General features: G+C 68.2%; 16 protein-coding genes. 9 read left to right on the forward strand and 7 right to left on the reverse strand.

From position 1 onward, the window contains the following. Positions 1 to 5: 5 nt before the first annotated feature. Positions 6 to 1,175, forward strand: a complete 1,170-nt coding sequence (locus ON21_RS29130; RefSeq protein ID WP_039803143.1) for a thiolase family protein — start codon at positions 6 to 8, stop codon at positions 1,173 to 1,175. A 141-nt stretch (positions 1,176 to 1,316) separates the two neighbouring features. Here the strand turns inward: ON21_RS29130 and ON21_RS29135 are convergent, their stop codons facing one another. Continuing rightward, on the reverse strand, positions 1,317 to 2,090 hold the full coding sequence (locus ON21_RS29135) for a hypothetical protein (protein ID WP_157171004.1): 774 nt from the start codon (positions 2,088 to 2,090) through the stop codon (positions 1,317 to 1,319). 106 nt (positions 2,091 to 2,196) lie between these two features. Between ON21_RS29135 and ON21_RS29140 the strand changes: the two genes are divergently transcribed. Then, positions 2,197 to 3,171, forward strand: a complete 975-nt coding sequence (locus ON21_RS29140; protein ID WP_039803147.1) for an o-succinylbenzoate synthase — start codon at positions 2,197 to 2,199, stop codon at positions 3,169 to 3,171. A gap of 83 nt (positions 3,172 to 3,254) precedes the next feature. Here the strand turns inward: ON21_RS29140 and ON21_RS29145 are convergent, their stop codons facing one another. Both ON21_RS29145 and ON21_RS29150 read right to left on the reverse strand, forming a co-directional pair. Then, positions 3,255 to 3,767 (reverse strand): TIGR04338 family metallohydrolase, encoded by a 513-nt coding sequence (locus tag ON21_RS29145; RefSeq protein WP_039803149.1) that lies wholly within the window; start codon positions 3,765 to 3,767, stop codon positions 3,255 to 3,257. A gap of 103 nt (positions 3,768 to 3,870) precedes the next feature. After that, positions 3,871 to 4,716, reverse strand: a complete 846-nt coding sequence (locus ON21_RS29150) for a DUF2786 domain-containing protein (RefSeq protein ID WP_039803151.1) — start codon at positions 4,714 to 4,716, stop codon at positions 3,871 to 3,873. Between the two features lie 122 nt (positions 4,717 to 4,838). On the opposite strand from ON21_RS29150, the gene ON21_RS29155 reads away from it, so the two are divergent. The 6 genes from ON21_RS29155 to ON21_RS29180 all read left to right on the forward strand — a co-directional run bounded on the left by ON21_RS29155 (position 4,839) and on the right by ON21_RS29180 (position 11,807). After that, the gene (locus ON21_RS29155) at positions 4,839 to 6,140 is read left to right on the forward strand and encodes an ABC transporter substrate-binding protein (RefSeq protein WP_039803165.1); all 1,302 of its coding nucleotides are present in this window, start codon (positions 4,839 to 4,841) and stop codon (positions 6,138 to 6,140) included. Positions 6,141 to 6,262: 122 nt separating this feature from the next. Beyond that, positions 6,263 to 7,210, forward strand: coding sequence for a carbohydrate ABC transporter permease (locus tag ON21_RS29160; RefSeq protein WP_039803167.1), 948 nt, complete (start codon positions 6,263 to 6,265; stop codon positions 7,208 to 7,210). Further along, positions 7,210 to 8,103 (forward strand): carbohydrate ABC transporter permease, encoded by an 894-nt coding sequence (locus tag ON21_RS29165; protein WP_245562779.1) that lies wholly within the window; start codon positions 7,210 to 7,212, stop codon positions 8,101 to 8,103. Before ON21_RS29160 ends, ON21_RS29165 begins: the two co-directional genes overlap by 1 nt. A gap of 270 nt (positions 8,104 to 8,373) precedes the next feature. Next, entirely contained in the window at positions 8,374 to 10,662 is a 2,289-nt protein-coding gene (locus tag ON21_RS29170; RefSeq protein ID WP_039803153.1) for a transglycosylase domain-containing protein, read from the forward strand. A 251-nt stretch (positions 10,663 to 10,913) separates the two neighbouring features. Then, positions 10,914 to 11,372, forward strand: coding sequence for a GyrI-like domain-containing protein (locus ON21_RS29175; protein ID WP_039803154.1), 459 nt, complete (start codon positions 10,914 to 10,916; stop codon positions 11,370 to 11,372). 9 nt (positions 11,373 to 11,381) lie between these two features. Continuing rightward, positions 11,382 to 11,807: a GyrI-like domain-containing protein gene (locus tag ON21_RS29180; protein ID WP_039803156.1), complete on the forward strand. Its 426-nt coding sequence runs from the start codon at positions 11,382 to 11,384 to the stop codon at positions 11,805 to 11,807. 82 nt (positions 11,808 to 11,889) lie between these two features. Here ON21_RS29180 and ON21_RS29185 read toward each other — a convergent pair whose 3' ends face one another. The 4 genes from ON21_RS29185 to ON21_RS29200 all read right to left on the reverse strand — a co-directional run bounded on the left by ON21_RS29185 (position 11,890) and on the right by ON21_RS29200 (position 15,560). Beyond that, positions 11,890 to 12,990, reverse strand: coding sequence for an inositol-3-phosphate synthase (locus ON21_RS29185; protein ID WP_039803158.1), 1,101 nt, complete (start codon positions 12,988 to 12,990; stop codon positions 11,890 to 11,892). Continuing rightward, on the reverse strand, positions 12,983 to 13,540 hold the full coding sequence (locus ON21_RS29190) for a PadR family transcriptional regulator (protein WP_039803160.1): 558 nt from the start codon (positions 13,538 to 13,540) through the stop codon (positions 12,983 to 12,985). The genes ON21_RS29185 and ON21_RS29190 overlap by 8 nt, the downstream gene beginning before the upstream one ends. Positions 13,541 to 13,653: 113 nt before the next feature. Beyond that, positions 13,654 to 14,451 (reverse strand): DUF1707 SHOCT-like domain-containing protein, encoded by a 798-nt coding sequence (locus ON21_RS29195; protein ID WP_039803162.1) that lies wholly within the window; start codon positions 14,449 to 14,451, stop codon positions 13,654 to 13,656. Positions 14,452 to 14,456: 5 nt separating this feature from the next. Next, complete coding sequence (locus tag ON21_RS29200) at positions 14,457 to 15,560, reverse strand: DUF1707 SHOCT-like domain-containing protein (protein WP_174372222.1); 1,104 nt, start codon at positions 15,558 to 15,560, stop codon at positions 14,457 to 14,459. Between the two features lie 112 nt (positions 15,561 to 15,672). Here ON21_RS29200 and ON21_RS29205 point away from each other — a divergent pair, with 112 nt between their 5' ends. Continuing rightward, the gene (locus ON21_RS29205; protein ID WP_039803164.1) at positions 15,673 to 16,092 is read left to right on the forward strand and encodes a DUF5318 domain-containing protein; all 420 of its coding nucleotides are present in this window, start codon (positions 15,673 to 15,675) and stop codon (positions 16,090 to 16,092) included. The last annotated feature ends 315 nt before the right edge of the window (positions 16,093 to 16,407 follow it).

The raw sequence follows: 16,407 nt of genomic DNA on the forward strand, positions 1-16,407 counted from the left end.
CACCCATGAGAGACGCGGTGATCGTCGAAGCGGTACGCACGCCGATCGGCAAAGGGAAGCCGAACGGCGCACTGCACGACGTCAATGCGGTTGATCTGCTGGCCCACAGCCTGCGCGAGGTGGTGAACCGCAGCGGCATCGATCCCGTACTCATCGACGATGTGATCGGCGGCGTCGTCACCCAGTTCGGCGAGCAGGGCGCGAATATGACGCGGCGGGCCGCGCTGGCCGCCGGATACCCCGAATCCGTCCCGGCGACCACCGTCGACCGGCAGTGCGGCAGCAGCCAGCAGGCGATCCACTTCGCCGCGCAAGGCGTGATCGCGGGCGCCTACGACATCGTGGTCGCCGCGGGCGTGGAGTCGATGGGCCGGATTCCCATGGGCGCCAATCTGGTCGGTTCGGACGACATCTCCGGCGTCGGCTTCGCCGAGCGGTACCCCGAAGGCCTGGTGCCGCAGGGCATCAGCGCGGAACTGATCGCGGCGAAGTGGGGACTCACCCGCAGTCAGCTGGACGAGTTCGCGCTCGCCAGCCACGAGAAGGCGGCGCTGGCCACCAAGAACGGACTGTTCGCGCGGGAACTCGCGCCGATCAACGGGCTCACCGCCGACGAGGGCATCCGCGTCGGCAGCACGCTGGAGACGCTGGCCGCACTCCGTCCCGCCTATTACGACCCGGCCATGGCCGCCCGCTTCCCGCAGATCGGCTGGGAGATCACCGCTGCGACCGCGAGCCAGGTCAGCGACGGCAGCGCGGCGGTGCTCATCATGACCAGCGAGCGCGCGAAGGAACTCGGGTTGCGGCCGCTCGCCCGGTTGCACAGCTTCGCGGTGGCCGGTGACGACCCGCTGCTGATGCTCACCGCGGTGATCCCGGCGACCAGGAAAGTGTTGCGGCGGGCCGGTTTGCAGCTGTCCGACATCGACCTGATCGAGATCAACGAGGCGTTCTCGCCGGTGGTCCTGGCCTGGGCGCACGACACCGGGGCGGACCTGGCGAAGGTCAACGTCAACGGCGGCGCGATCGCGATCGGACACCCGCTCGGCGCGTCCGGCGCACGCCTGATGACCACACTCGTCCACGCCATGCAGGACCGCGGCGCCCGCTACGGCCTGCAAACCATGTGCGAGGCAGGCGGTTTGGCCAACGCCACCATCGTCGAAAGGTTGTGACCGGCCGGTCCACCATGCGTCGAACGCCCGGGTGAGCGTGCAGCGCCAACGCGCCCAGGGCACCGAACAACGTCTTTCGAGCGAAGCGAGACCGAGCCTGTTCCGTTCGCGACGAAGTCGCGGCCGAACAAACACAGCCTCCTACCAGGAGACGAGTACCACCGCGATCAGGAAGCCGACCAGCCAGGATTCGAGGATCAACGGCACCGCGATCAGCGGCGTCCAGGCGATCGGCTTCCGGTCGCGCACTTTCTCCAGGGCCGAGACGACCGCCGCGAGCACCGACGCCACGATGCCCGCCCAGGCGACCACCTGCGCCCACGGCAGGTACTCGACACCGCGGCCGTCGCGCCCGTCGCGCGTCAGCACGTCGTACAGCGGGACGAAAGCGGCCATCAGCCAGCCGAATCCGAGGGCGATCAGCGAACCCAGTGTCACGCGCAGGGCATCAGCAGTTCGCCGCCGGATGTGCCACGCCATTGCTTCAGCATGACCGGTGCACGGCCGCACGGCATCTCGAGCGCCGGTGTAGACCTGGGACGCGAGCGCGACGCCACCGGCGAACGACCCGACGATCAGCACCATCGCCAGCACCGGCCAGTACCACAGGTACCAGCGCTTGACCGCGGCAAGGATGAGGATCGCGGTCACGCCGACGATCGCGAGCGCCGTCCCGCCCCACGACACCACGAACGCCCAGCCGAGGTAATCGGTGCGGCAGTTGTCCTGACCGCACGGGTCGGCGGCGAAGGCGAAGAAGACGGTGAAATAAGCGGCGGCCAAGCCGAGGACCACCGCGACGCAGTACAGCACGACGGCGAGCACCACGTCCCAGGTTCGCACCGGCCGCTGCCCTACCGGCGGCGATGGAGGCGCGCCGTACGGCCGAGGCTGCGGGGTGCCGGTGTGGATCATGACGCCGACGATCCCGTCTCGCGCGCCCCGCCGACTCCGGGAAACTACTCGAGTCCACATGCGCAATCCCCCGATCGGCCGCCGCGGCCGAATAAGCTGGTCGGCGATGAGCGACTCCGCAGCGCAGAACGTCGTCTACGCCATTCCGATGCGCACCCGTTTCCGTGGCATCACGGTGCGCGAGGGCATGCTGATCCACGGGCCGCTCGGCTGGGGAGAGTTCTGTCCGTTTCCCGAATATGACGACCGGGAGGCAGCCGCGTGGCTGGCCACCGCCATGGAGCAGGTGACGACGGGCTGGCCCGAGCCGGTGCGTGATCGCATTCCGATCAATTGCACCGTGCCCACCGTCGACCCGCAACAGGCGCACGCGATCGTGGCGCGCTCCGGCTGCCGCACCGCCAAGGTGAAGGTCGCCGACCACCCGGAATCGCTCGCCGAGGATCTGGCCAGGGTGGAAGCGGTGCGCGACGCGCTCGGCCCGAACGGCGCGATCCGGGTCGACGCCAACGCGGTCTGGGACGTGGACACCGCGGTGCGGCACATCCAGCGGATCGACAAGGCCGCGGGTGGGCTGGAATACGTGGAACAGCCGTGCCGGACGATCGAGGAACTCGCCGCGGTGCGCCGCCGCGTGGATGTGCGCATCGCCGCCGACGAATCCATCCGCCGCGCCGAGGACCCGATGCGGGTCGCGGTCGCCGGGGCCGCCGATATCGCCGTCCTGAAATGCACGCCGCTCGGCGGAGTCCGCCGCGCCCTGCAAGTGGCCGAGGCGGCCGGGCTGCCGTGCGTGGTCTCCTCCGCCCTGGAGACCAGCGTCGGCCTCGCCGCGCAGCTGGCGCTGGCCGGCGCACTCCCGGAACTCGAATTCGCTTGCGGCTTGGGCACATTGAGCCTGCTAACCGGCGACGTGACGCGCGGATCCCTGCGTGCGGTGGACGGCTACCTCCCGGTCCTGCGCACCCCACCCGAGCCGGAACCGGAACTGATGGAAAGCCATCGCCACCCCGACGCCGACCGCACCGCATGGTGGCAGGATCGCTTGGCGCGCGTCAGTGCGCTGATCCCGTCCGCGTAACGGCACGAGTCACGAATCCGGTCACACCTCGCGGCGAGCGCGACCGACCCAGCCGACGGCGGCTCGCTGTTCACAGGGCGGGCTCAGCCGATCCGCACGCCGCAACCCAGCATCGTGGTACGCAGCAGCAATGCCGCTTCCGGGCCGACGACGCCGTCGACCAATTCCACATAGCGGTCGCAGAATTCCGGGCCGTGCGCGGCCACGGAGCCCGGCGCGGACTCCAGGTGATGTGCCAGTTCGTGCAGGATCACCAGTTCCCGCAGCGCCCAGGCGGTGCCGCCGGTGTGCAGTGGAACCGCAAGGACGTTCCCGGCCGCCTCGTAATGCGCGGCCGTTGTTCCGGCGCGTGCGCGAACGCGCACGGCCACGGCGGCCCGTTTCCAGCCCGCCCGTACCCAATTGAGCGCAAGCACCTTGTCCGTATAACTCTGCACGGATTCCACCGAGGCGAAGCGGCGCTCGATCGGCAAGGTGAGTTGCGAACCATAGAGTTCGACGGTGCGCGCACCGTGCTCGTCCGCGCGATCGAACACCCCGCGTACCAACTGCTCGGCGTCGTAGACCTTGGCACGCTGGCTGTCGCGCACGGTCATCGCCGCGCGGCCGATCCGGCGGTGGGCATCGGTTGGTCGCCGAGTAGCGCCGACCGAACCCCGGCAGACGCTCGCCCCGGGCATGCCGTGATGTTCACGCTGGTCAACCGCCCTCGGAGGAGGTCAGCTTCCCGCGGGCCGCGGGCAGTTCGGGCGAGGTGCCGATGCGTGCGGCCCGGCCCGCGCGATCCCCCGCCGCCCGCGCCGCCGCCGAATGCCCCGTCGACGCCTGGGGACCGCGCCAGGTTCCGCGCGCCTCCGACGTCTTCGAGTAGAAGTCTGTGAGCTCGATCTCCTTGTTCCGCAACGCCAGCGCCGTCCCGGCCGAATCGGCGTCCGGCGGCAACACCTCGGCTTCGACCTCCGCCTTCACCTCCGACAGCCGCCGCCCGATCCGCGCGGCGAACGCCATCTGGAAATTCAGCCGCGCCGTCACACCCGCGACCGGCGCCTGCACCCGGCGCCGCACCTGCCGACCCCACCGCTTCTCCACCACGATCTTCTCGACGGTGGCCGACCGGTAGGCGCCCGACTTGATGTACTGGTCGGACGCGCGCACCATCTGCACGAGCAGGCTGGCGTAGAGCGCCTCGCAGGTATCGATGTCGGAGTCGAACCCGTAGGCGTAGACCTGCGTCGAAGTCCTGGCGACGTCACAGCGCACGTCGTTCGCCGCCGCGATCGCGACGAACAGCTGGACGTAAGTGCGCAACCCGCGTTTGCCGGGCTCGCCGATCGGAATGATCCGCTGCACCGGCGTCGGCCTGCGCTCGCGGCCGGCGATGTGCGCCCGCGCCACGGCGAGGTCGATGGACGACTTCGTGGCCAGCCGCTGAGCGGCGGCGAGAAACGCCTCGGCCTCGTGTTCGTTGTCCGTGGACTCGGCCTTGCGCAGCAACCCGCCGATGCGTGTGAGCATCCGATCGGGAACCGCGTTCGGCGAAGACATCGCGCCCCAGCCTAGTGGGCGACTTCCAGCCACTGTCCCGCACGCCGGATCGACACCATGTATCTTGCCTTGTGCACCGGCAGGGTGTGCTGCCGCTCACGAACGATCCTGGAGTGTTTGCGATGGCTGTGAAGAAGGTGACGTTCCTACGTTCGTCGCTCGTACCGCGGGCCGCGGTGGCCCTCGCCTCGATCGGGCTGCTGACCGCGACGTTCACCAGCGCCTGCTCCAGCGACAGCAGCGGCAGCCCGATCAGCCAGAACCTCACCGGTCGCGGCCCGATCACCTACGTCGAGGGCAAGGACACCACCGAGACCGGCGCGGTCAAGCAGCTGATCGAGCGCTGGAACGCCGCGCACCCGGACGAGCAGGTGACGTTCAAGGAGCAGTCGAACGACGCCTCGCAGCAGTACGACGACCTGGTCGAGCACATGCGTTCCAAGCAGTCCAACTACGACGTGGTCGCCCTGGACGTGCCGTGGACCGCCGAGTTCGCCGCCAAGGGCTGGATCCAGCCGCTGAAGGACTCCTTCGCCATCGACACCAGCGCGCTGCTTTCCCCGCCGGTCGCCAGCGCCACCTACAACAACACGCTCTACGCCGCTCCCCGCAACACCAACGGCGGCCTGCTGTTCTACCGCAAGGACCTGGTGCCGAACCCGCCCAAGACTTGGAACGAGCTGCTGGCCCAGTGCCCGATCGCGCGCCAGCAGAACATCGGCTGCTACGCGGGTCAGTTCGCGCCCTACGAGGGCCTGACCGTGAACGCGGCCGAGGTGATCAACGCCTACGGCGGCAGCTTCGTCGGCGCCGACGGCAAGACCCCCACGGTGAACAGCCCGCAGTCCCGCGCCGGACTGAAGGTCCTGGTCGACGCCTACAACAACGGCGACATCCCCAAAGAGGCGATCACCTTCAAGGAGCCCGAGTCCAGCAACGCCTTCGCGACGGGCAAGCTGATGTTCCTGCGCTCGTGGCCGTCCACCTTCGGTGACGTCGGCGGTGAGGCCTCCGCCGTGAAGGACAAGTTCGCGGTCGCCCCGCTGCCGGGGGAGAACGGCGTCGGCGCCTCCACGCTCGGCGGCTACAACGCGGCGATCAGCGCGTTCTCCAAGAACAAGGCCACCGCGCTGGACTTCCTGCGCTTCCTGATCAGCGAGGACGCGCAGCACATCGTCGCCGCTGGCGCGCTGCCCTCGGTGCGCGCCTCCATGTACGACGACCCGGCGCTGATCGCGAAGATGCCGTACCTGCCCGCGCTCAAGGACTCCATCGCCAGCGCGGTGCCGCGCCCGGTGACGCCGTTCTACCCCGCCGTGAGCAAGGCCATCCAGGACAACGCCTATGCTGCGTTGAACGGAACCAAGTCCGTCGACGACGCGATCACCGGTATGCAAAAGGGCATCGAGACCGCGGGATCGTGAGCGGTTGAACGCAACGGACCCGACGAACCCGCAGGAGAGAAACGGTGTCGGATCCTTCGGGAACGGCGACTAGCGTGCCGAAAGACGAATTCGTTCCGGCCAGGCGCGGCTTCGCCGCCGGACTGGCCCTCGAGCTTCGCCGCTCCGGGAAAGCCTGGCTTTTCGTCACCCCCGTACTGATCGCGCTCGCGGTCGTCATCGGGTATCCCGTGATCCGCGCGCTGTGGATGTCCTTCCAGAAGGACTCCGGGCTCGACCCGGCGACCGGCATGTTCGTCGAAGGCGGCAACGCCGGATTCGCCAACTACACGCACTGGCTGCTGCAACAGTGCCAGATCGCGACCGGCGAGACGGTGCCGTGCCCGACCGGCAACCTCGGCTCGCAGTTCTGGCTGGCCATCGGCGTCACCCTGTTCTTCACGGTCGTCACCGTCGCGCTGGAGGCCACACTCGGCCTCGGCATGGCCATGGTGATGGGCAAGACCTTCCGCGGCCGGGCCCTGCTGCGCGCGGCCGTGCTGATCCCGTGGGCCATCCCCACCGCCGTCACCGCGCGGTTGTGGGAGTTCATGTTCCAGTACGACGGCGTGGTGAACCGCGTGCTCGGCACGCACATCCTGTGGACTTCGGACCCCTGGCCGGCCCGGATCGCGGTGATCGCGGCCGACGTCTGGAAGACCACGCCGTTCATGGCGCTGCTGCTGCTGGCCGGCCTGCAAGTGATCCCCGCCGACGTGTACGAGGCGGCTCGCGTCGACGGCGCGTCTGCCTGGCAGCGATTCACCCAGATCACGCTGCCGCTGCTGAAGCCGGCCCTGCTGGTCGCGGTGCTGTTCCGCACCATGGACGCGCTGCGGATGTACGACCTGCCCGCGATCATGACGCTGGGCAATCCCGCCACCCGCACGGTGTCGATCCTGGTGGTCGATCAGGTCCGGCAAGGTCCCAACAGCGCGGCCGCGTTGTCCACGATCACCTTCCTTTTGATCTTCGCGGTGGCGTTCGTGCTGGTGAAGATCCTGGGCGCGAACGCGGTTCGCACCCAGGAAGAGCAGCGGGAGGCGCACTGATGTCCGTGCAGACAGCGGAGAAGGCCACGACGAGCAAGCGCGCCGCGGCGCCGGTGCCGTGGACCAAGCGCATCGGCTCGGTGCGGCTGTACCTGGGCGCGCTGATCGTGCTGGTCTGGGGGCTGGCGCCGTTCTACTGGATGACGGTCACCGCGTTCCGCGATCCCGACTACACCTTCGAGAACACTCCGTGGCCGACGCACGTCACGCTGGAGAACTTCCGCAACGCGTTCGACACCAGCCGGGGCAACGACTTCGGTAAGGCGCTGATCAACAGCATCATCATCGGCTCGATCACCACGGTGATCGCGCTGGCGATCGGCGTAATGGCCGCGTACGCGCTGGCCCGGCTCACCTTTCACGGCAAGTACGTGGTGTCCGGACTGATCCTCAGCGCCTCGATGTTCCCGGTGGTGGTCCTGGTGACTCCGCTGTTCCAGCTGTTCACCAACCTCGGCTGGATCGGCCAGTACCAGGCGATGATCATCCCGAACATCTCGTTCGTGCTGCCGATGACGGTCTACATCCTCGCGTCCTTCTTCGCCGAACTGCCGTGGGAGCTCGAAGAAGCCGCGCGGATCGACGGCGCCACCAAGCTCCAGGCCTTCCGCCTGGTGATGCTGCCCCTGGCCGCTCCCGCCGTGTTCACCACCGCGATCCTCGCCTTCATCGCGGCGGTCAACGAATACTTGCTCGCCCGTTTGCTTTCCAGCGACAAGACCGAACCGGTCACCGTCGCCATCGCCCGCTTCTCCGGCAACAACCCGCTGGTGCAGCCGTACGCGGCCATCATGGCGGCGGGCACGATCGTCACCATCCCCCTGGTCATCATGGTCCTGATCTTCCAGCGCCGGATCATCTCCGGCCTCACTGCGGGCGGCGTCAAGAGCTGAGTCTTTTTCCAGCGCCTGCGGCGCTGGGTGTTCGCATGCTCGGTCTCGCTTCGCTCGAAACCTGTGGTCGAGCCGGTGTGGTGGCGTTGGGGATCACCATGTGTAGACGGTTTCGGCGTTTCGCGCAGCACTCGATTGATCTGCGGGCACCGCTGTGTCAACCGCCCGAGAAGTGGAAACCCGGTTGTGAACGCACGCGGTAAACTCGGCCTTTCGATGCTCTTTTCCGTCCGTTCGTGCAGGTGAGTTCGTCCGGCGCTCCGGGAGGAGATGATCGTGAGCTCGTTCCGCAAACCGCGTGAACGCAAGCGTGGCGCCAAGGGGGGCCCTCCGACCGCACCGTATGCCTCGATCGCGGGCTGGACGGAGCGGCCGGATGCGGCGAAGCGGAACGCGCGGGCGCGACGCGAACGCCAGGAGGCCCGCCGGAAATCGCGACCGCCCGCTCCGCGCCCGGCGCAGCCGGATCGGCCGCCGCGCAGCCGGGCCGAGCGCATCCGCCGCCTGCTGCTGGCCTTGTTCATCCTCTTCGGCGTGGTGCCAGCGCTGCTGTCGGTTCTGGCGTACTGGAGCGCCGAGATCCCGGATCCCAATGCGGTGCAGACGAATCAGATCGCGACCGTCTTCGCCGCCGACGGCAGCACCGTGCTGGCGAAAATCGTCCCGCCGGACGGGAATCGGACGCCGGTGCCGCTGTCGGATGTGCCGCGGCCGGTGCGCGACGCCGTGCTGTCGGCGGAGGATCGCAATTTCTACACCAATCCCGGTTATTCGACGTCCGGTTTCCTGCGCGCCGCGCGGGACAACCTGCTCGGAAAGGACAACGCGGGCGGCGGATCCACGATCACCCAGCAGTACGTCAAGAACGCCTTCTTGGGCTCCGAGCGCACGGTCACCCGCAAGATGCGCGAGCTGATCATCGCGGCGAAGATGGCGCGCCAGTGGAGCAAAGACGACATCCTCGCCGCCTACCTGAACACCATCTACTACGGCCGCGGGTCGTACGGCATCGGCGCGGCGGCCAAGGTCTACTTCGACAAGCAGGTGAACCAGCTGACCCTCGCGGAGGGCGCGGTGCTCGCGGCGCTGATCCGGACACCCTCGATCCTGGACCCGGAAACCCACCTGGCGGACCTGAAGGCGCGCTGGCGATACGTGCTCGACGGGATGGTCGAGATGGGCGCACTCGCGCCGGGGGATCGAGATGCGACCGTCTTCCCGCCGATCATCCCGCTCACCCAGATCCCGGACGAGAACGTGGCTCGCGGCCCGGAGGGCTTGATCCGCAACCAGGTGGTGCGCGAGTTGCGCGACTCCGGTATCAGCGAGCGCGACTTGAACAAGGGGGCGCTGCAGATCACCACCACCATCGACGCCAAGGCGCAGCACGCCGTGCTGGGCGCGATACGCGACCGGCTCGGTGCGCAGCCGCAGGAACTGCGCGCGGCGGTGGTGTCGATCGACCCGCGCTCCGGCGCGGTGCGCGCGTACTTCGGCGGCTACGACGGCATCGGCTTCGACTTCGCCCAGGCGCCGTTGCAGACCGGCTCGGCGTTCAAGGTCTTCGCGGCGATCGCCGCGCAACAGCAGAGCATCCCGCTGTCCCGCGTGCTGGACAGCTCCCCGGTGACCGACCGCGGTACCCGGATCACCAACGTGGACGGCGAGTCGTGCGGCAAGTGCACCATGGCCGAGGCGCTCAAACGCTCGCTGAACACCAGCTTCTACCGGCTGACCATGACGATGTCCGACGGGCCGCAGTCCATCGCGAACGCGGCGCACGCGGCGGGCATTCCGGAGGAGCTGCCCGGCGTGGCGGGCAAGACCCTCAGCGAGGACGGCGGAAAGCCGCTGAACGGAATCGTCCTCGGGCAGTATTCGGTCCGGCCGATCGATATGGCCTCGGCGTATGCCACGATCGGCGCGGCGGGCGTCTACCACCGGCCCTACTTCGTGCAGCGAGTGGTGACCGGCGACGGGCGGGTGCTGCTGGATCGCGGCGAGCAGAAGATCGGCGAGCAGCCGCCCGCCGGCCAGCAGCGCATCTCCAAGACGATCGCGGAGAACACCGTCGAGGCGATGCTTCCCATCGCGGCCTACTCCAACGGGCACGCGCTGAAGAACAACCGTCCATCGGCCGCCAAGACCGGCACCACGCAGTTCGGCGCGAGCGAGCAGAACAAAGACGCGTGGATGATCGGCTTCACCCCGTCGCTGTCCACGGCGGTGTGGATCGGAACCGATCAGCCGCAACCGATCCGCACCGCGCGCGGAGCCGATATCTACGGCTCGGGCCTGCCCGCCGACATCTGGAAACAGGTCATGGACGACGCGCTCGACGGCACCCCGATCGAACAGTTCCCGGGCGCGCAGGCCCCGGGAACGCAGGCCCCGGCCCGGCCGAATCCGAGCAAGCCGCCCTCCGGCGGTCCCTACGACATCCTGAATCCACCGCAGCCGTCGTCACAGCGCGAACCCGTCGTCGTCATCCCGCCCAGCCCGCAACCGCCCAGGGAGGTCGAGATTTTCCCGGGTCTGAGCATTCCGGTTCCTGGATAGCGATGATGCTGTGACCTTCCGTGGCCCGGCGGAACGCATGACATGGCAGCATCGTTTGCCAGAGTGAGAGCGAACAGCGAGTGCGTCGGAACGGGCCGACGCCGAAACCGCGAAAACGATGCGGAAGGATATGCGCCCGAGCGACGACAGCGCGGCGCGAGCGACGGGCCCGGAGGCGGTAGCCTGCGTCACCACGGAGGGCACCGGGACCGACGCCAATTGAGGACAGACGAGACATAGGGGCTACGCCGGTGGATTTCAATGTCGTTGACCAACCCGAGACGCTGGTGGCGGGAACAGTGCTTCGCAGCCCCGCGCTCGCGGTCGAGGGGCCGCGCCGCGCGAAAGTCGAAGAGGCGTGGAAGCGCAACCTGGCCCGCAAGCTGCCCGGGCCGCCGACCACGGCCTATGTCGACCACGCGCCGGAGATCAATTCGTACCTGACCCATATCGTCGGCTACCGCTGCCACAGCTTGGCCGACCTGCAGCCCGGAGACGTGCTCGCCCGGGTACCCGCCGGGCGCTTCGCCCGATTCATCGCCAGCGGAGACAATCTCGGCGACACCATCGTGAGCATCTGGCGAGCGGTATGGGACGCGGAGGCCGCGGGGCGGCTCGTACGCGCTTATACCGGCGACTGGGAACACTATCCCGACGCACGGACAGTGGAAGTTTTCGTGGCAGTGGCAGACGATCAGGGCAACGGGTAGGAACAGACAGTGGACTTCGAGATCGTCACATTGCCACAGAGCATGGTCGCGGGCCTGACCGTGCCGCTGGCCGGCCGCGAGGTGACCGCACGTGACCTCGACCTGGTGAACTTCACGTGGGATCGCTACCTGGCGCGGGAGAAGAACGTGCCGCGGGTGGCGGCCTACATAGGCCAGAACGATCATGCGGTCGCCGTGCTCGGCTACGAGATCGGCGGCATGGACGAGCTGGACCCCGGCGATGTGCTCACCATCATCCCGCAGGGCCGCTACGCCAAGTTCGTCGTCGCCGACAAACCCTACGACCTGCTACGCACCGCCTGGGCACAGGTGGCGAAGGCCGAGAACGCGGGAACGATCACCCGCTCCCACACCGCCGAGGTGGAGCGCTACACCGGCCCGGCCTCGGTGGAGGTCTACGTCTCGCTGGACTGACCGGACAGCCCCGGGTTCGTGATCGCCGGGCAGGTCGGCCGAAGGCATTTCGCCGTCGGCCGACCTCGTGCCGGTGCGGTGCCTACTCCGCGCCGATGATGAAGGCTTCCAGCTGGGCGCGCGCGATGTCGTCGGCGAGCTGCTGCGGCGGAGACTTCATCAGGTAGGCCGAGGCCGGGATGACCGGTCCGCCGATGCCGCGGTCCTTGGCGATCTTCGCCGCGCGCACCGCGTCGATGATGATGCCCGCGGAGTTCGGCGAATCCCACACCTCGAGCTTGTACTCCAGATTCAGCGGCACGTCACCGAAGGCGCGGCCCTCCAGGCGGACGTAGGCCCACTTGCGGTCGTCGAGCCAGCCCACGTGGTCGGACGGGCCGATGTGCACGTCGTTGGCGCCGAGTTCCTTCTTGAGGTTGCTGGTGACGGCCTGGGTCTTGGAGATCTTCTTCGACTCCAGGCGCTCGCGCTCGAGCATGTTCTTGAAGTCCATGTTGCCGCCGACGTTGAGCTGCATGGTGCGGTCGAGCTGCACGCCGCGATCCTCGAACAGCTTGGCCATCACGCGGTGGGTGATGGTGGCGCCGACCTGGCTCTTGATGTCGTCACCGACGATCGGGACACCGGCCTTGGTGAACTTCTCCGCCCAGACCGGGTCGGAGGCGATGAACACCGGCAACGCGTTGACGAACGCGACACCCGCGTCGATCGCGCACTGCGCGTAGAACTTGTCGGCCTCCTCCGAGCCCACCGGCAGGTAGGACACCAGCACGTCGACGTTGTTGTCCTTCAGGACCCGCACCACGTCGACCGGCTCGGCCTCGGACAGCTCGATGGTCTGCGCGTAGTACTTGCCGATGCCGTCGAGGGTCGGGCCACGCTGCACGACGACGTCGCTCGGCGGCACGTCGGAGATCTTGATGGTGTTGTTCTCGCTGGCGAAGATCGCCTCGGCCAGGTCGAAGCCGACCTTCTTCGCGTCCACGTCGAACGCCGCGACGAACTTGACGTCGCGAACGTGGTACGGGCCGAACCGCACATGCATCAGGCCGGGAACGGTCGAGGACTCGTCCGCGTCCTTGTAGTACTGCACGCCCTGGACCAGCGAGGAGGCGCAGTTGCCCACACCCACGATGGCGACGCGAACCTCTGTGGCGTTGTCAGCCTTCTTGACGTCACTCATGGCCGATATTTCCCTCTTTCTGTGGTGCCGCCTTCGTCGATTGCTCCGCCGCAATCAACTCGTTGAGCCAGCGCACTTCGCGCTCGCTTGATTCGAGTCCGAGTTGATGGAGCTGCCGGGTGTAGCGATCCAGCGACCCGCTGGCCTTCTTGATCGCCTCCCGAAGCCCCTCTCGGCGCTCCTCGACCTGACGCCGCCTGCCCTCCAGGATCCGCATCCGCGCTTCCGCGGGGGTGCGGCTGAAGAAAGCCAGATGAACGCCGAAGCCGTCGTCGGTGTAGTTCTGCGGTCCGGTGTCGGCGAGCAACTCGCTGAACCGCTCCCGCCCGGCCGGAGTCAGTTGGTAGACCCGGCGCGCGCGGCGTGTCGTCGCGCCCGCTGGGATCTCCTCGGCGATCAACCCGTCCGCCTGCATGCGGCGCAGCGTCGGGTAGAGCGATCCGTAGGAGAAGGCACGAAAGGCCCCGAGCAGGCCCGTCAACCGCTTGCGCAGCTCGTACCCGTGCATGGGCGCTTCCAGGAGCAGCCCGAGGATTGCCAGCTCGAGCACCGGGCTTCACCCCCTGACTGTGTACAGAACCTAACCGATGGATGCGACTTTCCACTATATCGGAGCGATACATCTGTGCACAGTCGTCGGCCAGGTTCGAGCGACGTGCGCGGTCAGCGAGTGGGCGGGAAGACCGCGAGCGGCTCGCCCGCGAAAGTGGCCGTCAGGTATCCGGACGAGCCGCCTTTGTTCTCGACGAAGATGCGTATCGCCGGGCCGAGGTCGATCGGACCGTTGGATTGGAAATCCATGATGACGTGGGTGATCACACCATCGGGAGTCTTCACCGATTGCGGCGCGCCTGCCAGCAGGCCTGCGATGGCGGGCACGTCGATGGCGGCGAGGTCGAAGGAACGGGTACCGCGTTGCCGCTCGGAGGTATCCGAGCCGCGGAAGTCGCCGTTGTAGTGGTAATCGCCGGTCTCGGCGCTGCTGCCGGGCTTCTGCCGGTCCACGCTCACGTACTTCGGATACATCGTGACCTTGTCGGCGCTCATATCGCCGAACTCGGCCCGGTACTCCGCGAGGAAATAGGCCAGTCCCGCGCCGGTGGTCATGTCGGGAACATCCTCGGAGAACCCGGGCAGATCGACGCCGCAGCGGCTGATCCCCCCGACCATCGCCCCTGCCACCAGCGCCGCGACCACCACCGACACGGGCGCCAGCCAGCGGCGCGGACGCCGCCGGTCCACCCGCACCACCGGTGCGTTCGCCAGCCCGTCCGGGATCTGCAGATCATCGATCAACGCGTCGAGCTCGCCGAAGGACTTCGCGCGCATGGCTCGGGCGGTACGAGCGGCGTGCTCGGCGGCGGTGAGCTGGCCGTCGGCCAGCGCGGCGTCCAGCAGTCCGCACACGTCCGAGCGATCGGTGTCGCGGGCACGGACGTCGCTGTATCGGGTGGTCGCCATCGCTCTCATCCTCCGAAGGGCCACACGCGGCGCACCTCGCCCGCCGGGGTCAGCACGAAGTGGCCGCTCTCCTTGACGGAGTTGCTCACGTGGATCTCGACGACAGGTTGCCCGGCAGCAACCCCGTACCCGGGGGACAGACCGTTCACGCCCACCTTGACAAGCGTGACGACGCCGCCGGGGACCCGGGTCGTGGCGGGCGCGTCGGCCAGCGCCCGGCCGATCGCCTCCACATTCAGCGCGGCCAGGTCCACCGACGGGGTGTCGGTCTTACGTGTCTCGATCGACGTGGACTGGGCGAAACCACCGCGGTAGTCGTACTGCACCTTCCGGTTCGGCTGGCCGGGCACGGCCCGGGTGACCGTAGCCAAGTCGTCGTGCAGATACAGCTCGTCCACCTGCAAGTCGCCGAATTTCCGCTGGTAGTTGCGCAGGAAGACGGCGATTCCCTCGGTGGTGACCAGACTCGGCGTCGGGACCACAACGGGCTGCACCGCCCCGAGTTCCACCGCAGGCGGGGCTTGGGCCGCGGATCGCGGTTCCGCTTCCCTGGTGACGGCGAGAAAACCCGCGCAAGCGGCCAGCGCCGCGGCCACGGCCACCGCGGCCCGATACCACTGACGCCGATGCGAACGCGGCGGTCGCGGCGCGGGGGCGACGTCACGGGGCCGCTGAAGGTCCGCGACCAGATCGTCCAGATCCCCCAGGGTGCGCGCTTCCGCGGCGAGTTCGGTGAGTGTGTCGTGCTCCTCTTCGGACAGCTGGCCGTCTGCGCGGGCGAGGTCGAGCAGTTCGCGCGTAGTGGCGCGATCGGCATCACGCGCCCGGGTGTGACCGGGATAACTTCCACCGGATCCCGAGCGCCGCAAGAGTTTTCGCGTGACCGACGGGCTCTGCCCGGCGAACCCGCGCGCCGCGGCCGGGGTTTGCAGATCGGCGGTGAGCGCGGCCAGTTCGCCCAGTGTCTTCGCCGCCGCGGCCTGCGCGATCCGGTCGTGGTACTCATCGGCGCCGAGCTGCCCCTCGGCATAGGCGGCATCCAGAAGACCGGACGCGTCGGCACGGTCTAGATCACGCGCTCGCATGCGCCCGGATGCTGCGGTGGACACAGACGGATCGTAGTCCGGGTGGCGGCGCGACGCGCTGGATCGGCCCGGTCGGGACCGGTCAATCCGCAACAGCCCGGGGCGGCCCGATTGCATCACCGCTACTCTGGTTCTCGTGCGAATTCAGCGGCAAGTTGTCGACTACGCCCTGCGGCGCAAGTCGCTGCTGGCTGACGTCTATGCGGGCCGGGTCGATGTCGCCGAGGTGTGTGATGCGAATCCTTATCTCTTGCGTGCGGCGAAATTCCACGGCCGGGGGAGCGAGGTCACATGCCCCATCTGCCGGAAGGAACAGCTGACCCTCGTATCCTGGGTCTTCGGCGACGGCCTCGGGCCGGTCGCCGGATCGGCTCGCACACCCGAGGAGCTTGCGCGACTCGCCGAGACGCGCGAAGAATTCTCGGTTCATGTCGTCGAGGTATGCCGGACCTGCAGCTGGAATCATCTGGTGCAGTCCTATGTCCTCGGTTCCGCGCCGGCACCGCCGCGCCGCCGCACCGGGACACGCGCGAACCGGCGCACCGCCGCCGAATGAAGTGCCTGGGTCGTCCCCGGCGGGTGACTCGCGGGGTCGGCATGCGTCCGCCGCGGGTGACGACTACCGCTGATTGCCACCTGGACCGCTACGAGTTATGGAGATCTTGTCAGTGAATTCGCCCTACGAGCCCTACGGCGATGAGCCACATGGCGGTCGTCCTCCGCAGAGTTCACGTCCAAGTCCCAACCCGTACCAGAATCCCCGTCCCGGACCGCCCCCCGGCGCCCGTCCCGGCTCGCCGTCCGGTGCACGTCCCCTCCCCGGTGACCCGCGCGGCCCCCAGCCGCCGCGCCGTCCCGCCCCCCCGCCGAA

Source organism: Nocardia araoensis NBRC 100135 (genome assembly GCF_000308435.1).
Lineage (GTDB): Bacteria > Actinomycetota > Actinomycetes > Mycobacteriales > Mycobacteriaceae > Nocardia > Nocardia araoensis.